At 64.7% G+C, this 13233-nt stretch carries 19 protein-coding genes; 2 read left to right on the top strand and 17 right to left on the bottom strand.

The window, feature by feature from the left end:
* Nucleotides 1-9: 9 nt before the first annotated feature.
* The 17 genes from EDM04_RS02455 to EDM04_RS02380 form a co-directional block, all read right to left on the bottom strand.
* Nucleotides 10-561 carry a hypothetical protein gene (locus tag EDM04_RS02455; RefSeq protein ID WP_123619574.1) on the bottom strand — a complete coding sequence of 184 codons (552 nt, stop codon included), beginning with the start codon at nucleotides 559-561 and terminating at the stop codon, nucleotides 10-12.
* Entirely contained in the window at nucleotides 558-935 is a 378-nt protein-coding gene (locus EDM04_RS02450) for a helix-hairpin-helix domain-containing protein (RefSeq protein ID WP_123619573.1), read from the bottom strand. Before EDM04_RS02450 ends, EDM04_RS02455 begins: the two co-directional genes overlap by 4 nt.
* Nucleotides 932-1318: a hypothetical protein gene (locus tag EDM04_RS02445; protein ID WP_123619572.1), complete on the bottom strand. Its 387-nt coding sequence runs from the start codon at nucleotides 1316-1318 to the stop codon at nucleotides 932-934. Before EDM04_RS02445 ends, EDM04_RS02450 begins: the two co-directional genes overlap by 4 nt.
* Nucleotides 1315-1611, bottom strand: a complete 297-nt coding sequence (locus tag EDM04_RS02440) for a hypothetical protein (protein ID WP_123619571.1) — start codon at nucleotides 1609-1611, stop codon at nucleotides 1315-1317. Before EDM04_RS02440 ends, EDM04_RS02445 begins: the two co-directional genes overlap by 4 nt.
* Nucleotides 1604-2389 (bottom strand): hypothetical protein, encoded by a 786-nt coding sequence (locus EDM04_RS02435; protein ID WP_123619570.1) that lies wholly within the window; start codon nucleotides 2387-2389, stop codon nucleotides 1604-1606. Before EDM04_RS02435 ends, EDM04_RS02440 begins: the two co-directional genes overlap by 8 nt.
* A 255-nt stretch (nucleotides 2390-2644) precedes the next feature.
* Nucleotides 2645-2941, bottom strand: coding sequence for a hypothetical protein (locus EDM04_RS02430; protein ID WP_123619569.1), 297 nt, complete (start codon nucleotides 2939-2941; stop codon nucleotides 2645-2647).
* 4 nt (nucleotides 2942-2945) lie between these two features.
* The gene (locus EDM04_RS02425) at nucleotides 2946-3611 is read right to left on the bottom strand and encodes a hypothetical protein (protein ID WP_123619568.1); all 666 of its coding nucleotides are present in this window, start codon (nucleotides 3609-3611) and stop codon (nucleotides 2946-2948) included.
* Nucleotides 3612-3676: 65 nt separating this feature from the next.
* Nucleotides 3677-4099 (bottom strand): hypothetical protein, encoded by a 423-nt coding sequence (locus EDM04_RS02420; RefSeq protein ID WP_123619567.1) that lies wholly within the window; start codon nucleotides 4097-4099, stop codon nucleotides 3677-3679.
* Nucleotides 4092-5384, bottom strand: a complete 1293-nt coding sequence (locus EDM04_RS02415; RefSeq protein WP_123619566.1) for a hypothetical protein — start codon at nucleotides 5382-5384, stop codon at nucleotides 4092-4094. The genes EDM04_RS02420 and EDM04_RS02415 overlap by 8 nt, the downstream gene beginning before the upstream one ends.
* Nucleotides 5381-5506, bottom strand: a complete 126-nt coding sequence (locus tag EDM04_RS18915) for a hypothetical protein (RefSeq protein ID WP_277424135.1) — start codon at nucleotides 5504-5506, stop codon at nucleotides 5381-5383. The genes EDM04_RS02415 and EDM04_RS18915 overlap by 4 nt, the downstream gene beginning before the upstream one ends.
* Nucleotides 5506-5820 carry a hypothetical protein gene (locus tag EDM04_RS02410; RefSeq protein ID WP_123619565.1) on the bottom strand — a complete coding sequence of 105 codons (315 nt, stop codon included), beginning with the start codon at nucleotides 5818-5820 and terminating at the stop codon, nucleotides 5506-5508. The genes EDM04_RS18915 and EDM04_RS02410 overlap by 1 nt, the downstream gene beginning before the upstream one ends.
* Entirely contained in the window at nucleotides 5817-6182 is a 366-nt protein-coding gene (locus EDM04_RS02405) for a hypothetical protein (RefSeq protein ID WP_123619564.1), read from the bottom strand. Before EDM04_RS02405 ends, EDM04_RS02410 begins: the two co-directional genes overlap by 4 nt.
* Nucleotides 6183-6184: 2 nt before the next feature.
* Complete coding sequence (locus EDM04_RS02400; RefSeq protein WP_241154840.1) at nucleotides 6185-7012, bottom strand: DNA polymerase sliding clamp; 828 nt, start codon at nucleotides 7010-7012, stop codon at nucleotides 6185-6187.
* Nucleotides 7013-7222: 210 nt separating this feature from the next.
* Nucleotides 7223-7618, bottom strand: coding sequence for a hypothetical protein (locus EDM04_RS02395; protein ID WP_123619563.1), 396 nt, complete (start codon nucleotides 7616-7618; stop codon nucleotides 7223-7225).
* Between the two features lie 214 nt (nucleotides 7619-7832).
* Entirely contained in the window at nucleotides 7833-8087 is a 255-nt protein-coding gene (locus EDM04_RS02390) for a hypothetical protein (RefSeq protein ID WP_123619562.1), read from the bottom strand.
* A 72-nt stretch (nucleotides 8088-8159) separates the two neighbouring features.
* The gene (locus tag EDM04_RS02385) at nucleotides 8160-8405 is read right to left on the bottom strand and encodes a hypothetical protein (RefSeq protein ID WP_123619561.1); all 246 of its coding nucleotides are present in this window, start codon (nucleotides 8403-8405) and stop codon (nucleotides 8160-8162) included.
* The gene (locus EDM04_RS02380) at nucleotides 8402-8695 is read right to left on the bottom strand and encodes a hypothetical protein (protein ID WP_123619560.1); all 294 of its coding nucleotides are present in this window, start codon (nucleotides 8693-8695) and stop codon (nucleotides 8402-8404) included. The genes EDM04_RS02385 and EDM04_RS02380 overlap by 4 nt, the downstream gene beginning before the upstream one ends.
* A gap of 161 nt (nucleotides 8696-8856) precedes the next feature.
* Between EDM04_RS02380 and EDM04_RS02375 the strand changes: the two genes are divergently transcribed.
* Nucleotides 8857-9069, top strand: coding sequence for a transcriptional regulator (locus EDM04_RS02375; RefSeq protein ID WP_123619559.1), 213 nt, complete (start codon nucleotides 8857-8859; stop codon nucleotides 9067-9069).
* Between the two features lie 1065 nt (nucleotides 9070-10134).
* A complete protein-coding gene (locus tag EDM04_RS02365) occupies nucleotides 10135-13113 on the top strand; it encodes a hypothetical protein (protein WP_123619557.1) in 2979 nt (992 codons plus the stop codon).
* Nucleotides 13114-13233: the final 120 nt, after the last annotated feature.

The raw sequence follows: 13233 nt of genomic DNA, 5'->3' as shown, positions 1-13233 counted from the left end.
CAGCGACACTCATCCGTTCCCCCGCATGGCGCTCGCGAGGAGCCCCTGTCGACCGTCGGCGGCGCCGTCGCGCTCGATGCCGTACTTCCGGTCATCGGTGTCGGGTTCGGGCTCTTTGGCCGGGTTGCTACCGGCCGGTTCGGCGGTATCCCGTTCGGTATCGGTTTCGGTATCGGTATCGATACCGCCCGTGTTCTCGGGCTCTGGCCCGGGAGCGGCAGACTCGCCGAGCGGGCCGGTCGGGGTAGCGTGGTCGTACTGGAGCGCGCCGGCGTCGAGAGGCGCGTCGGCAGTATGCTCTCGAAGGACGCGCAGCGCCGCATGGATCGCCTCCGTGTCCGTGGGCTCGCCGGCGTGACTCGTTCCGATGCGCAGCCGGAACGTCGCTGTCCCGTCCGTTACGCCGTCGGGCTCGAACCACCCGGCGGCCGTCTCGCCGGCCGTCTCGACAAGCGTGTCCGCCGCGTGGTCGAGGAGGTGCGTGTCGTCGGCCTGTGCGATCAGGTCCGGGTCGCCGGCGATCGGTACGTCGATCAGGAAATGGGTGTATCGGTGACTCATCGTTCGAGGTACTCTTCGATCGCATCGGCCGTCGACGGCCCGATGCCGTGGATATCTTCGATACGCTCGCGGTCGGCGCGGTGCAGCTCGTCGAGTGACTCGAACTCGACGGCGAGCGCTCGGGCGGTCTTCGGGCCGACATCGTTGATCGATTGGGCGACCGTGAGGATCTGCTGGTGGCGATCGTCGACCGCCCGTTCGACCCGACGCTCGTACTCGGCCAGCGGTATCTGGTCGGTCTCCCAGAGATGCTCGGCATGTTCGACCGTCCCCTCCTCGGGCTCGTCGTCGGCGACGAAGCGCTCGTAGAGGTAGACGAACCCGAGGGCGCCCACGACGATGACCGTGAAGAAGTCGGGCGCGTACGCCGTCATGCCTCGATCGAGCGATCGCGATACGTCGAGGCGACCTCCTGCGCGTACGCCTGCTTCGAAATCTCGTCGCGCCGGTACTCATCGATGACGCGCCGGTTGACGTACAGCCGCCCGGCGACCTCCCCGGAGTCCGGGTCGACAGCCGTCACCGTCGCGAGGCGGTCGACCGTCCCGGCGTGGCTCGCGAACACGAGCGCGATCGTGACGAGCTGCTGGAGGTGCTCGCTGTCGGCGTCCGTCTCGGCGTCGGTCGACTTCTCGAACACGACGTGCGGATCACCCTGCGACCGGCGGAGGTCCACGAGGGAGATGCCGTTCTTCATCAGGCCGTCCCGGAGCGCGTACATGGCCGGACGGTTGCCGGCGCCGGAATCGGTGCTCACAGCACGTCCACCTCCTCGCTCGTCGGGTCGATCACGTCGATATCGTGGTCGCGAACGTCGACGCCGAACTCGTGTTCTATCTCCTCGGCCAGCCAGTGGGTGACGGCGTCTGGATCGAGCCCGATCGCGTCACCAGCGTGGATGCTTGTTTCGTCATGGGCGACCGTCGGGTTGCTGCCGCGAACGGTCGACGTACGCCGGACCGTCGCCCAGCCGAACACCTCGCGTTCGTCGCCGTCTTCGTCGATGACTTTGAGGCGGTCGCGGCGGCGAAGTTCCGAGGCGCTACGCATCGACCGGCCCCTCCGCTTCGATCGGGTCGTAGTCGTCCTCGGGGAACTGCCGCGGGACGATCGTGACGGCGAAGTGTTCCGCCGCGACGTGAAACGGGTACTCGTCGCGCGTGCTCACTCGGAGCGTCTCGTCCGGGTGGATGCACTGGAGTATGCCCCCGAACAGGTCGTCCGAAAGGCGGGTGTACGAGTGTGGACCCTCCACCATGTCGAGTGTTGCTGTCCCGACCGCCTCCACGTCCGGGACCGTCGCCCACAACGTGTCGTCGGTGAGCGTGACGTACACGGCGCCATCACCGCTCCCGAACACCGTTGCGACCGCGCGTTTCAGCTCGTGAGCGTCGACTTGAGCGGTCGTCGCGTACTCCACGTCCGGGTGCGGGCTGATCGTCTCGGGATCGTCGGGTTCGAGCGCGTCGACGAACTGGAGTCGCGAACCCGCCGAGACCGATATCTCTGGGTCATCCCGTCGGATCTGGAACTTGATCGAGTCCGGGTCGTTGATGAACGAGACGGCGTCGAGGAACTGCTCGGTCTCGACCTTGAACGTGACCGGCTCGGTGTCGGTGTCGTATTCGACGGGGACCGTCGCGTCGAGGCCGATGACGTTCGAGTCCGAGACCGTCTTGACGCGCAGGCCGTCGTCGGTGAACCGGAGTGTCACTTCGTCCGTGAGGTACGCCAGCAGGCGAGCCACGGGTAGGAGGTCCGCCGTGTCCATGTGGGCGTCGAGACGCGTGAGGTGCTCCAACTGCGGCGGTGAGCGGGTTGCGCTCATGCCGCAACCTCGCTGCCGGCGTCGATCGGTGGCTGTACGACTGCGTCTGCGTAGGGGGTTGTGCCGTGCATAGTCGAGCGACGGAATCGTGTTGCTCCGTCTATCTGTGTGAACAGTACACACCGGCTAAAAGCTACGGGGTGACAACCACGGTATCGCTTTCGGTATCGATATCGGTACCGTCCAGTAGAAGTAGATAGAACCGTACATCCGGGCTTTCTATTCGTTACTATCGTATAGTAACGTGGGGCGCTATCACTCGCCGGTGAGGCGCTCGTCGGCCTTCGGGCCGGGGTGCCACCACTTACTGTTCGGTTCGTGTTCGAGCCAACCCGCCTCGGCCATGACGGTGAGCGTCCGTCGGATCGTCCGATCGTGAGAGGCGCCGAGTCCGGCCCGGCGCCGGACGCGCCACGCCTGAAACGGGATCGGGCGAACCGCGAGGAGACAGAGCGTCGCATCCCACACGCGATCGCGAACGGTCGCGTCGTCGGGGTTCGTCGCCTCGGTGGGCGTGTCGGGGGTCGGGGGTGTGCCGGTAGACTGAGCCATGCACTTACTCCGTGGGGAGGTCGACCCACTCGGCGATCGACTCGCCGCAGTGGATACACTTCACGTCCGGGTCGTCCGGGTCGTCGTCGACGGCAGCGTGCGTTGCATCCTCCTTGCAGTGTGGGCAGGTGAAGGCCTCTCCGTCCCACCCCGGAATCTTCTGTTCTTTCAGCTCGCGTTCGTTCTCGCGAGCGGCTTCGAGTTTCTCGTCGAGCTCCTCGGTAAACTCCTCGCTCGCCTCAGCGTTCTCCAGCAGGTGCTCAATGACCTCTCGAACCTCGAAGGTCGGCTGAAAGTTCTCCTGAATGATCAGCGTCGCGCCGATTGTCTCGTAGCTGTCGGAGGTTTCGACCGACTCGACGAACCCGTACTCCGGGACGGACAGGCACTTGAGATCGAGCGGCCGCGGGTACCACTTCCCGACCTCCTTCGGGATCGAAAGCTCGACGCGCCAGTGCGTCGTCTCGTAGCTCTCGATCGCGACCTCGAAGCCGTCGCGGTCGTACAGCAGCGTGTTCTCTTCGATCCGGAGGTTCTCGCCGGGGCGCTCCTCGGGGTGCTCTTCCCACTCCGGAAGGATCCGAACCTCGGTCTGCGGCTGCGCGGTTTCAACGTCCAGTACGTCCTCGGTCGTGAGGCCGTCCGCCTCGATTTTGTCTTTGGAGACCATAGTGTGTCAGTCGTCGGTATCGTTGTCAAAGCCCGTTCCAGCGTACAGATTTGGCCGGGGCGCGGTCAGTCATGGCCGTGTCTCTGTTCGTCAGTCTTGTCGAACCGCAGCGGCGCGTCGACGGCGTTGGCGATCGCCTCGACGACGCGCTCGAACGCCTCGCGCGACAGGTCGCGGTGCGTCCGGACGACGGTCACGCCGGCGGTCGTGATCGTGACTTTGCAGTCGCCTCCATGCTCGTCATCGTACGCCGCGCTGGAGACGTGGAACTCGTACCACGACTCGCCGTTCGTCGCGAGTACGTCGAGGAACGCGATCGGCGAGTCCGCGAGCCGGTCGGCGATCGCATCGGCGTCAGTCACGCCCGGCGAGTCGGCGTACGCGAACCGTGCCGGCGTTGCGGTCGGGACCGAGAGCGACGGCGAGCACGCGACCTGTTCGTAGGCCAGCTCGTCGTAGGCGTCGCGAAGGCCGCGAACCTCAGTCATCCGTCCCTCCGAGCGCGTCGAGGCGTTGCTGGTTCGGGACCGTCTCGCTGGAGCCCGTTCCTGTCTCCGCCTCGGTTCGGTCGTCGTCTAGACGGGCCCACACCTCGCTTTCGACCCACGCCCGATCACGAGTGTATCGGCGCCGGGGACGGTACTCGGCGTCCAGGTGTTCGATCACCGCGCCTCCCTCGGCGATTGCGATGAGACCGACGCCCGCCTCTCGGAACCGGTCGAGATTCTCCAGCGCGGGCTCGATCGCGCCGGCGTCGAGCGCGACCCACGCGTAATCGGCGTATCCGTATCGGTCGTAGAACCCCGGACGCATGGACCGGTACATATCGGTGTCAACGTCGCACCGGCGGGCTCGCGCCGCCTGTTCGAGCGCCGTCTCCCAATTGCGAAGTTTCAGTTCGACGGCGTGGAAGGTCCCGATCGAGGGTGGCGTCACCGCCGACACCATGCCCGTCGCGGTCGTCGCGAGATAGCCGTGTTCGAGCAGCCATTCGACGTGTTTGCGATTCGTCGCGTCATCTGAGTACTTCCCGTTTTCGACGACCTCCTGCCGGCCCTTCGGCCCGTACTCGTTCACGTACCACCACACCTTGAATCGCTGGAGCGGGTCGTGCAGCGGATCGGTGCCGGTCGTCATCTCTCGCCGAGCGGCCACGCCGTCTTTGTCGAGCTCGCAGTACACGAGGTCGGTGTGATACCCGCTCTTCTGGTGGCGCACCTCATGCACGGCAGGCTCAGTATCGAGGTGGGCGGCGATCGCCTCGTGGCAGGCGTCGCGCATCTCCGTACTCTCCACGTCGAAACAGAGGCCCGGTCGGTGACCGGTCGCCGGTTGATCCAGTGGCTCACGTTCCGGGTCCAGCATGACGAAGCCCGCACCGCCGCGGGCGGTCTTCGTGAAGCCGCCGTCGAGGTCGAACGTCGAGGGGAGGTTCTCAAACCAGCCCTCGTACGGCGTCGGTGTGTCGAACCGAATCGGGTTCCCCCGGATCGCGATCCGGCGGCGTCGCTCCACCCCGCCGTCAGTCACAAGGTCGTCCGGATGCGCCGCATCGAGTTTTGACGCGAGCGAGTCCGTCCTAAAACCGGGATCACCGCCTGATTCTCGCTCGTTCGGCTCGTCGAACGTCTGTTGGCAGTCCGCACACCGATACTGGTCGGCGTCGGGGTTGTACGTCCGTCCGCCGCCGGCGCTGTTCGTGACGATCGACGCGCTGTCGCAGTACGGGCACGCCTTCACCGTCTCGTTCTCGGCGCTGTCCGAGTCGGTCATTCACCGTCGCCCTCCGTGTCGGCGTCTTCCGAGTCGTCGTCTTCGTCGTTCTCGCTGTCGTCGTCTTCTGTGTCGTTATCGACCATTCGCAACTGCGCTTCCATCCGACTCGCGTGGTCCATCAGAGCGCCCTCCGATTTCCGGGGTCGTCTATCACGCACTCCACCTCGAACACGATCGCCTCTTCGCCCTGCTTCATGATCGAGACCTGATTCGGTGCGAGCTCGGGATTCTTCGGATCGTGCAGGTCCTCGGTGTCGCCGAACGAGTCCGCAGTGATCATCCCGTAGTAGGGATCGAGCGGGCCGGATCCGAAGTGCTGGAGCGTCGATCGCGGCGTTCGGAACACGATCTGCTTGTCGAACTCGCGGACCTCGGGCGGCACCCACAGTCCGTGGTCGGCGTCGACGTGGAGCGTCGCCTGTTCGGCGCTCATTGGTCCTCCGTGCCGTACTTCCGTTCGAGCCGGTCGCACTCGTCGAGGAAGTCGCGAACGTCCTCGCGCGAGTTGTTCGAGAGTTGCGCGAGCAGGCGGACGGTGAGGTCTCGGGAGTCGCGACGCTGGAGGTCGTCGACGGCCTCGAACGCTTCGGAGATATCCGACAGCGACCAGCCGGTGAGGTGCGCCCACAACAGGCGCCGCGTGTCTTCGTCGTCGAGACCGATATCCACGCGCTCCAGTTCCGCCGTCAGTTCGGCGACGCGCTGTTCGGCGTTCGCGACGGCCTCCAGTTTCGCGAGGAACGCGTCGTCGACCTCCTCCGGGATCCCGTCGTCGTCAGTTTGGGTCTCCGACATTGTCAGTCACTCTGAATACGGGGTGCGAGGAGGATTGTGCAGTCACCCGCCAATTCGCCGTCCTCGCCCATCTCCGTGTGTCCGTAGTGGAACTTGATCGGGTGCTCTTCGCCCAGTTCGATCCGGACCTCGGCGTCCTTCGGAATCGGCTTCTTGATATCCTTGAGGTAGTCGAGCGAGAACAGCGAGTCACCGTCGCCGGGCTCGGCGTCGATGGCGACCAGTTTCTCGTGGGTCAGCTCCAGATCCACGTCGTCGGTGTCGCCCTCGGCCTCGATGTAGACCGCGAGTTTCCCCTCCTCGCTCAAGCCCGTCCGGAACCGAATGTGGTCGCTTACCATGTCCGCGGCGGTGATCCCGCGTTTGAGGTCCGCGAAGTCGACCGTCATCGTCGCCGGCAGATCGAGGTCGTCCGGAATCTCGGGTTCCTTGCGGATCGAGTCCGGGTCGATCAGCGCGAGCGTGTACGAGAGCCCGTCGACCTGAATGTGGAGTTTCCGCGTCTCGGTATCCAGCTCCAGTTCCACGAGGTCCTCGCTGTTCCCCATCCCGAGAATATCGAGGATACGTGAGATGTTGAGCCCGATCACGCCGCCCGTCGCCGAGTAGTGTTCGAGCGCCTCGCGATCGAGGCTGTCCCGGCACATGCCGACGGACGCCGGGTCGACGACGATCCCGAAGAGCCCACCGTCGTCGAGGTGGAGCTTCATCTCGTCCGCGAGCGGGTCGAACTGCTCGAAGAAGTCGGCGAAGTACTGCTGTTCGCCGATCGCCTTGAAGCCCGCCTCGGTCTCCGTGGCGTCCGCCGAGACCGTCTCGGCGCCGCTCATCGGTCAGGCTCCGTCCGCGTGTGGTTGCTACTCGATACCGCTGCTGTCGTGCGCCCGAAGGCGCGCAGTCGTGTCGTCGTCATGGGGGGTTGTGCCGCAGCCGCAGGGGTCGGCCCGGAATCGAACCGGGACGTGAGGGAGCCACCCTCCGACCTGAGTCGCAATTGCGCGGCAATCGTGTGCGTGTCTCTCTCGCCGACGGCTCGCGATTTATCTATCGCTTCCCCGGAGCGTGTACTTCTTGTGCGAGTCGTCGCCCTCGGGCATCTCCGAGTCGTCCTCCTCCGAGTACCGGAGCGCCAGCTCGCGTGGACTGAGGTTTTCGGGGTTACTCTTGCGCTCGTCTTCGATACCGTTCCTTATCGCTGCCTGCCGAACACCCTCTGAGCTAATTTCGCCCTCGAAGGCTTCCTGAGCGATCTGTCGAAAAGACATGCCCTTCTCGATCCGGAGATACGCCAGTACGCCACGATCACGCCACGGCCGCTGTCCGCGTTCGATCGCCGCCGCGTAATCGTAATCAGTGACTCCCGTGCCGAACACTGACAGCCCCATATCACCGTTCTGGGTGATCTTACTGTCGGAAGCCATCGTACCTGCGGACATTACGCCAGCACCTCGCTCGCGCTGATTCTGGCGGTGGTATCGCTATCGGTATCGTGTTCGGTATCGGTATCGGTACCGCTATCGATACCGTTGGTACTGTGCCGCTGTCGCGTCTGTGTAAGGGGGTTGTGGCTCATCGTGGTCACCGGGGACGGTTTCCCGTGTTCGGCTTGTCGTTCAACGTCGTGATATGTATAGCTTCGGGCTCGCAGGGTTAGCGGATCTCTCGGATCCCGATACTCCGGAGGATCGGTTCGACCCATTCGGGCACCTCGCCGTACAGCGCGACCGCCTCGGGTTCGGCCTTCGTCCCTTCGATCCCGATTCTCGCCTCGCGGCGCGTCTCCTCGCACACTGCGTGGACGACGCGGTTGTAATCGGGGTGTGACTCGATCGAGACCGTCACGTCCTCGGTCTTCTCGCCGGTCGGGTCTTTCAGCACCTCGAACGTCCGTTCTTGCGTGGACATACACTCTGGATCGAGGGTGCGGGATAAGGGAGTGAGCCATACCCGGAGCGAAAGTGGAACTGGTCGGACGCATTACGCGACCGCCTCCACGATTCGCGCCTCACCTTGTGGCGAGATATCTCGCACGGACAGCTCGGCAGTCGCGAGCGCGTCGAGGACGGTCGCCGGGACGGCCGCGGCCTCGACGACGACCTCCAGCGTCCAGTGATCGCGGTCTTCGCTCGGCGGGAGTACGTCGGCGCTCGTGACGATCGGGACGCGAGAGGACTCGGTCGCGGCCTCACGCGTGCGTTCGCGAGCGAGTATCGTACAGGTCACGACTCCAGCCCCGCGACAATCGTCTCGACGAGCGCCTCGCCCGCCGGCTGTTCGACCTGTTCGCGCTCGCGCCACCCGTAGTGCTCGTCGACGTGGTCGATCCACGCCGTGATGCGCTCGTTGCCGAGCCCCTGGTCGTGGATGACCTCGCCGTTCTCGACGACCCACACGCGGTGCGGCGAGCCCGGTCGGTGGTAGTGTTCGTGTCCGTCGCCGTCGACCCCGAGCCGGTACGCGCGCCGTGGGATGGCGTCGATACTTTCTTGGCTACTGGTTTGCGTTGTTGACATGGGTTTGCTTGGTTTCAGACCCGACTCGCGTGTTCATGCACGCGGGTTTTCCAGAGCGAAGGAGTCGCTCTGAGAGCCGGGTCTGTCTATCTCTGTGTATGCGTTGTGACAACAAAAGTTTTTTGCTACGTAGCAACGGACTATCCAGTATAGACGATAGTATGACTGAATCGTATCCGAAATCGGTCGATAGCGAGGTCCGAGAGTTTCTTGAACGCAACCGAAAGCCGTTCGTCACAACAACGAACGTCGCCGAAGGACTCGGTATCACTCGGCAGTACGCCCACGATCGACTGACGGAGCTGGTCGAGAATGACGAGATCGAGCGGACGAAGGTCGGCGCGAAGGCTGTCGTTTGGTGGAGCGGCGACTAATCCTGTTCTGAGCGAGCTTGATCGACGTACGCGTGTCCGTCATCAGTAATCCACCAGACGCGCGCTTTCGATCCGACCTCCTTGCTGTCGAGGTATCCCTGTTCCTGTAGCGTTTGCAGGCGCGAGTGAACCCCCTGTCGCGTCATGTCGAGCGGTTCGACAAGCTCCGTCGTCGTTTGCACCGGATCGGATGACAGAAGAAACTCACGCAGGATCGCTTCGTCCGAGACCGTGCGTTTTCTGCCAGCCACTGCCTGCGAATTGAACCGGCGATAAATAATATCATGTGTCTGGTATTAATCGCTTCATAGAAATAAATCGCGTCGTAGCAACTAAATAGTAGGGTGATAGTAGTGGTAAATGGAGATGCACCCTCACGCCCCTTCGCCCGGCATCCACGGAGGAGCCACGGGTGCAGAATCCCCTGCCGGCGTCGGGGTTACGGGCGTCATAACTCGCAGTGGTGCGGCGCGGTTCGACTCCGCGGGCGAGCATCCGGCTCTAGGCCGGGGGGTGGCGACCTTCCGCCGCGAACAGGGACCGCGGTCGAGAAACCGATCGCGGGCACGGCCACAACAGGGTGTGCCTGCGGGTGACACCTGCCGAGTTTTCGGCACAACCCCCTGCAACGACGTTTCGCCCCGTGTGGGGCTTTTCAGTGACTCAGCACGCTTTCAGGCTGAGATCGACGGGCGGTTCGACTCGGAGACTTCCAGTTTCGTTGCGCCCGCTGGAACTAAGTACGGTGCGGCGAATCCTCGTAATAAGCAGTATTACGATCGAATTAACGCGCGGGCCGGTCCCGCGTCTGTGGAGACATGCGGTCTCTCGCAGAAAGACTCCAGTTTAGGGCTGGAGTCGTGGTATGCCGGAGCACAACCCCCTTACATGAACCCCAGTCAGAGGCTCAAGGTCGTGCGTGTTGACAGGCCAACCCCACTAACGGAGGTGGTCTGCGGTGGCACCCAGTAGCGACTTTTCGCCGCGCGTTCATAAATCTTGTTACCGGAAACCGGCGGTATCGCCGGGGTATCCTGTCGTTAACAGCACATACGGAGGTGTGCAGTGACGTTCTCCGCCGAGGAGGACGGTTCGGACGCGATCGTCCCCGATTCGGGGAGTCTGCGCTTCGCGTCGTCGACCGAGACGATCGGCACCGTTGTCCGCGAGCCCATGAGCGCGAGTGCGCTCCACGACGCGCTGTTCGGCGTCGACGAACCGCTCCAGGACGCGCTCTTTGCGGCCGCCGAGGAGCTGGCTGCCGACGTGGACGGCGATCGCGTGGCCTTCGCTGAGCGTCTCGATGCGATCCGCGATCCGAACATGGACGCGTCGGTCGGCGGCGCGTTCGCCGAGGAGCTGATCGACGGACTCGCTGGGGGGAACCGGTACCGCGTCCGGAAGCTCCTCGCGCAACTCGGGAGTAACACGTATCTCGGTGTTCGGACGGGTTTCGAGGATATCTACGCCGGGCCGATGGCGCTCCTCCGGGCGGCCGACGTGACGCCGACCGTCGTCGTGTCGCTTTCGTCCGACCTGTTCGACACCGACACCGTCCGCCGCGAGACGCGCGAGACGCTGCTCGAATACGTCACCGAACTGGCGCGCGGGTGTGACGTGCGACTCGTCGCGAGCGGGCTCGTCCAGACGCGACTCATGCAGGAACACCGCGAGCTACTGCCGGCAGGTGTTATTGAGAGTGCCGCCGCACGCCTGCGTGAAGCAGCAGGGGTTGTCGACGGCGACGACGTGGTCGCCGACGCCCTCTCGACGATCGACTACACCGATTCCGCGTGGAACGTCCTGCGCGTGATCTGCGAGGGACGGAGCGACTCGGCACGGTACGCGGCGCTTCGGTCAGACTCGCGGCTCGACTTCGGGCGGTCCCGTCTGAGCCAGTGTCTCTCCACGCTCACCGAGGCCGACCTCGTGTTCACCGAAGGCCCGCAGAACGACAAGTACGCGATCGCCACCCCAGCCGGAACCGCCGCGTTGGACGCGCTCGAAGACGATATCGGCCTGCAATCGGGACTCGGAGACTTCGAGAGCGAGGGTGTTAGCGAAACCCTTCAAAGCAAAGTTGATCCGTGTAACGACGAGCAAGGCCGGGAGGGGGGAGACCCCGACCCGGACCAGCCCCGCGACGGCACCGACGGCACCGCCGACGGCGACCGCCCGGCGGCCGCGGAGGCTGCCGCCACCGATCAGTCCGCCGAATCAGGCGGTCGATCCCACAGCAGTGGGTTCGCACCGGTCGAAACCCTCGATCGCTGGGAGCATCACGCCGCCGTGGCGTCGGCGCCGAATGGCGGTGTGGGTGTGGATGATGTGCCCCTCGGAGGTGTGAACAACGCCGCCTTTGAAGAGTGGACGGTCGCCCGCCAGGAGGACAACCGCTCGCCGATCTACTCCTACAACGAGGACCGTGACGAGCTGGTCGTCGGCGCCGATTGGCACGGGCCGCTCCAGTACACGGTGTCCGTCGCAAGGGCGTTACTGAGCCCCCTCGCGTTCAAGCAGGTGCTTACTCCCGACCGGCTGGACGGGAAGGCGGGCGACCTCGACGCGCTGTTGAATGGCGTGAAGGCAGAGCTTCGCGACAAGCGGTGTCTCGGCTACCTGAAACAGTCCTACACCGGGGAAGACTACGTCGAGGCGCTGGAGGGCGGCATCGAGGACCTGAAAACGCTGACGGCGAACATCGAGCACGGCGAGTTCAGCGAGGAACAGCGCGACCTCCGGAGCGAGACGATGAAGCTCGCGCACGGCCTGATCGGGACGGCGACGGGCATCTACGACCTCCTCGACGTTGACGTGACGCGAATCCTCCGGCTGCCCGGCCGAGTGACGAGCGACATGAAGGCGGGCGGCCGAAAGGACCTCCAGCAGTGTCTCGTTCGGATGGCGACGATCGCCTCGAAGATGGGCGAATACACGCAGTCACGCGTCCAGTTCGAGCCCCGCGAGGAGAAACGCGAAGCGATCCGCGAGGCGCCGACGGTCGACGCTGCGGACCCGACCGGGACGCATATCGGGCAGTGGTCGATTCAGGGGTACGGCGCGACCGATCTCACCGGGGATATCGAGTACGCGCTCGAACACCCCGGCGAGTTTGGCCTCCCGATGCAGACGGAGTCGGAACACTACGCGGACTTCGTCGTCGACATGCCGATCGAGGCGGCGTTCACTCGCGAGCGGGTCGCCACGGCGACGACGCGTATCCTGAGCCTGCGCTCGATGCGGACAACTCGACAGGCAGTGAGCGTCATGCAGGCGTTCACGGGCTCGATCCACGACGTGTCGAAGGCGCTGTTCTTCAAGTCCTCCGAGGACGGCCGGCACGTCCGCGTCGACGACTTGAAGTACGCGCTCTCGACGCTGCCGAAGTCCCGGATCATCCCGGAGCGCGGGTCGAAAGGCACGAAATCGGCGATCATCCACACACTCCTGTCGACCGACCGCCCGCTCTCGCAACGCGAGCTCTGCGATCGCGCCGGCGTCGCGACCGGGACGTTCGCGGGCCACGGCGACAAGCGCTCGCACCGCGACGAGCTGGCCGCGTTCGACCTGATCCGCGAGACTGAATCCGGGTGGGTCGTCTGTCTGACGTACCGCGAGGCCGACTTCAACGCCGACACGCCCGGCGAGCGGCCAGACGCCCTGCCGTTTTACGCCGTGCGGGACGATGAGGCGAGCTACCGCGACCGCGTTGCCGACGCCGACGGCCGGGAAGAGTCGCTGCGCGGCGCCGTGTACGAGGCGGCTGTCGCGCTCGAACCGACGGGAGCGCTCGGCGATCCGGACCACCCCGTCATCGGCGCGACCTACGGGACGTTCGATCGCACCCAACTCCGACGCGTCGCCGACGCTCGGCCGGAGTGGCGCGCGCTCCTCAACGCGGCCTGCGCGTTCGTCGGTGACGACCCGCTGGGGATCGGGGGCGACCCCGAGCCCCGAGCGACCGTCGCGACGATCGGACGCGAGCCAGAGCAAGAACCTATCACCTCCAGAACACCCGATCAGGCGGCGACGGCGAGCGACTGATTCCGTGTAGGGTTTCGCTAACACCTTCCAAAATCACCAGACGGGGAACGCGTAGGGTTTCGCTAACACCTTGAAAACTGGAACTCGTGTAGTTGTCGGCACCCGGTTCTAAAGGGACTC

The organism is Halorubrum sp. CSM-61, assembly GCF_003781945.1.
Taxonomy (GTDB): domain Archaea; phylum Halobacteriota; class Halobacteria; order Halobacteriales; family Haloferacaceae; genus Halorubrum.
The sequence above is the reverse complement of the archived record's forward strand: the minus strand, read 5'-3'. Positions and strand labels throughout refer to the sequence as shown.

What these genes read in the sequence shown, in the direction of transcription:
- EDM04_RS02440 (WP_123619571.1), bottom strand. Translation starts at nt 1,611, where the DNA reads ATGCGTAGCGCCTCGGAACTTCGCCGCCGCGACCGCCTCAAAGTCATC.
- EDM04_RS02380 (WP_123619560.1), bottom strand. Translation starts at nt 8,695, where the DNA reads ATGTCAACAACGCAAACCAGTAGCCAAGAAAGTATCGACGCCATCCCA.
- EDM04_RS02435 (WP_123619570.1), bottom strand. Translation starts at nt 2,389, where the DNA reads ATGAGCGCAACCCGCTCACCGCCGCAGTTGGAGCACCTCACGCGTCTC.
- EDM04_RS02430 (WP_123619569.1), bottom strand. Translation starts at nt 2,941, where the DNA reads ATGGCTCAGTCTACCGGCACACCCCCGACCCCCGACACGCCCACCGAG.
- EDM04_RS02450 (WP_123619573.1), bottom strand. Translation starts at nt 935, where the DNA reads ATGACGGCGTACGCGCCCGACTTCTTCACGGTCATCGTCGTGGGCGCC.
- EDM04_RS02410 (WP_123619565.1), bottom strand. Translation starts at nt 5,820, where the DNA reads ATGAGCGCCGAACAGGCGACGCTCCACGTCGACGCCGACCACGGACTG.
- EDM04_RS02390 (WP_123619562.1), bottom strand. Translation starts at nt 8,087, where the DNA reads ATGTCCACGCAAGAACGGACGTTCGAGGTGCTGAAAGACCCGACCGGC.
- EDM04_RS18915 (WP_277424135.1), bottom strand. Translation starts at nt 5,506, where the DNA reads ATGGACCACGCGAGTCGGATGGAAGCGCAGTTGCGAATGGTCGATAAC.
- EDM04_RS02400 (WP_241154840.1), bottom strand. Translation starts at nt 7,012, where the DNA reads ATGAGCGGCGCCGAGACGGTCTCGGCGGACGCCACGGAGACCGAGGCG.
- EDM04_RS02415 (WP_123619566.1), bottom strand. Translation starts at nt 5,384, where the DNA reads ATGACCGACTCGGACAGCGCCGAGAACGAGACGGTGAAGGCGTGCCCG.
- EDM04_RS02395 (WP_123619563.1), bottom strand. Translation starts at nt 7,618, where the DNA reads ATGTCCGCAGGTACGATGGCTTCCGACAGTAAGATCACCCAGAACGGT.
- EDM04_RS02420 (WP_123619567.1), bottom strand. Translation starts at nt 4,099, where the DNA reads ATGACTGAGGTTCGCGGCCTTCGCGACGCCTACGACGAGCTGGCCTAC.
- EDM04_RS02405 (WP_123619564.1), bottom strand. Translation starts at nt 6,182, where the DNA reads ATGTCGGAGACCCAAACTGACGACGACGGGATCCCGGAGGAGGTCGAC.
- EDM04_RS02455 (WP_123619574.1), bottom strand. Translation starts at nt 561, where the DNA reads ATGAGTCACCGATACACCCATTTCCTGATCGACGTACCGATCGCCGGC.
- EDM04_RS02425 (WP_123619568.1), bottom strand. Translation starts at nt 3,611, where the DNA reads ATGGTCTCCAAAGACAAAATCGAGGCGGACGGCCTCACGACCGAGGAC.
- EDM04_RS02375 (WP_123619559.1), top strand. Translation starts at nt 8,857, where the DNA reads ATGACTGAATCGTATCCGAAATCGGTCGATAGCGAGGTCCGAGAGTTT.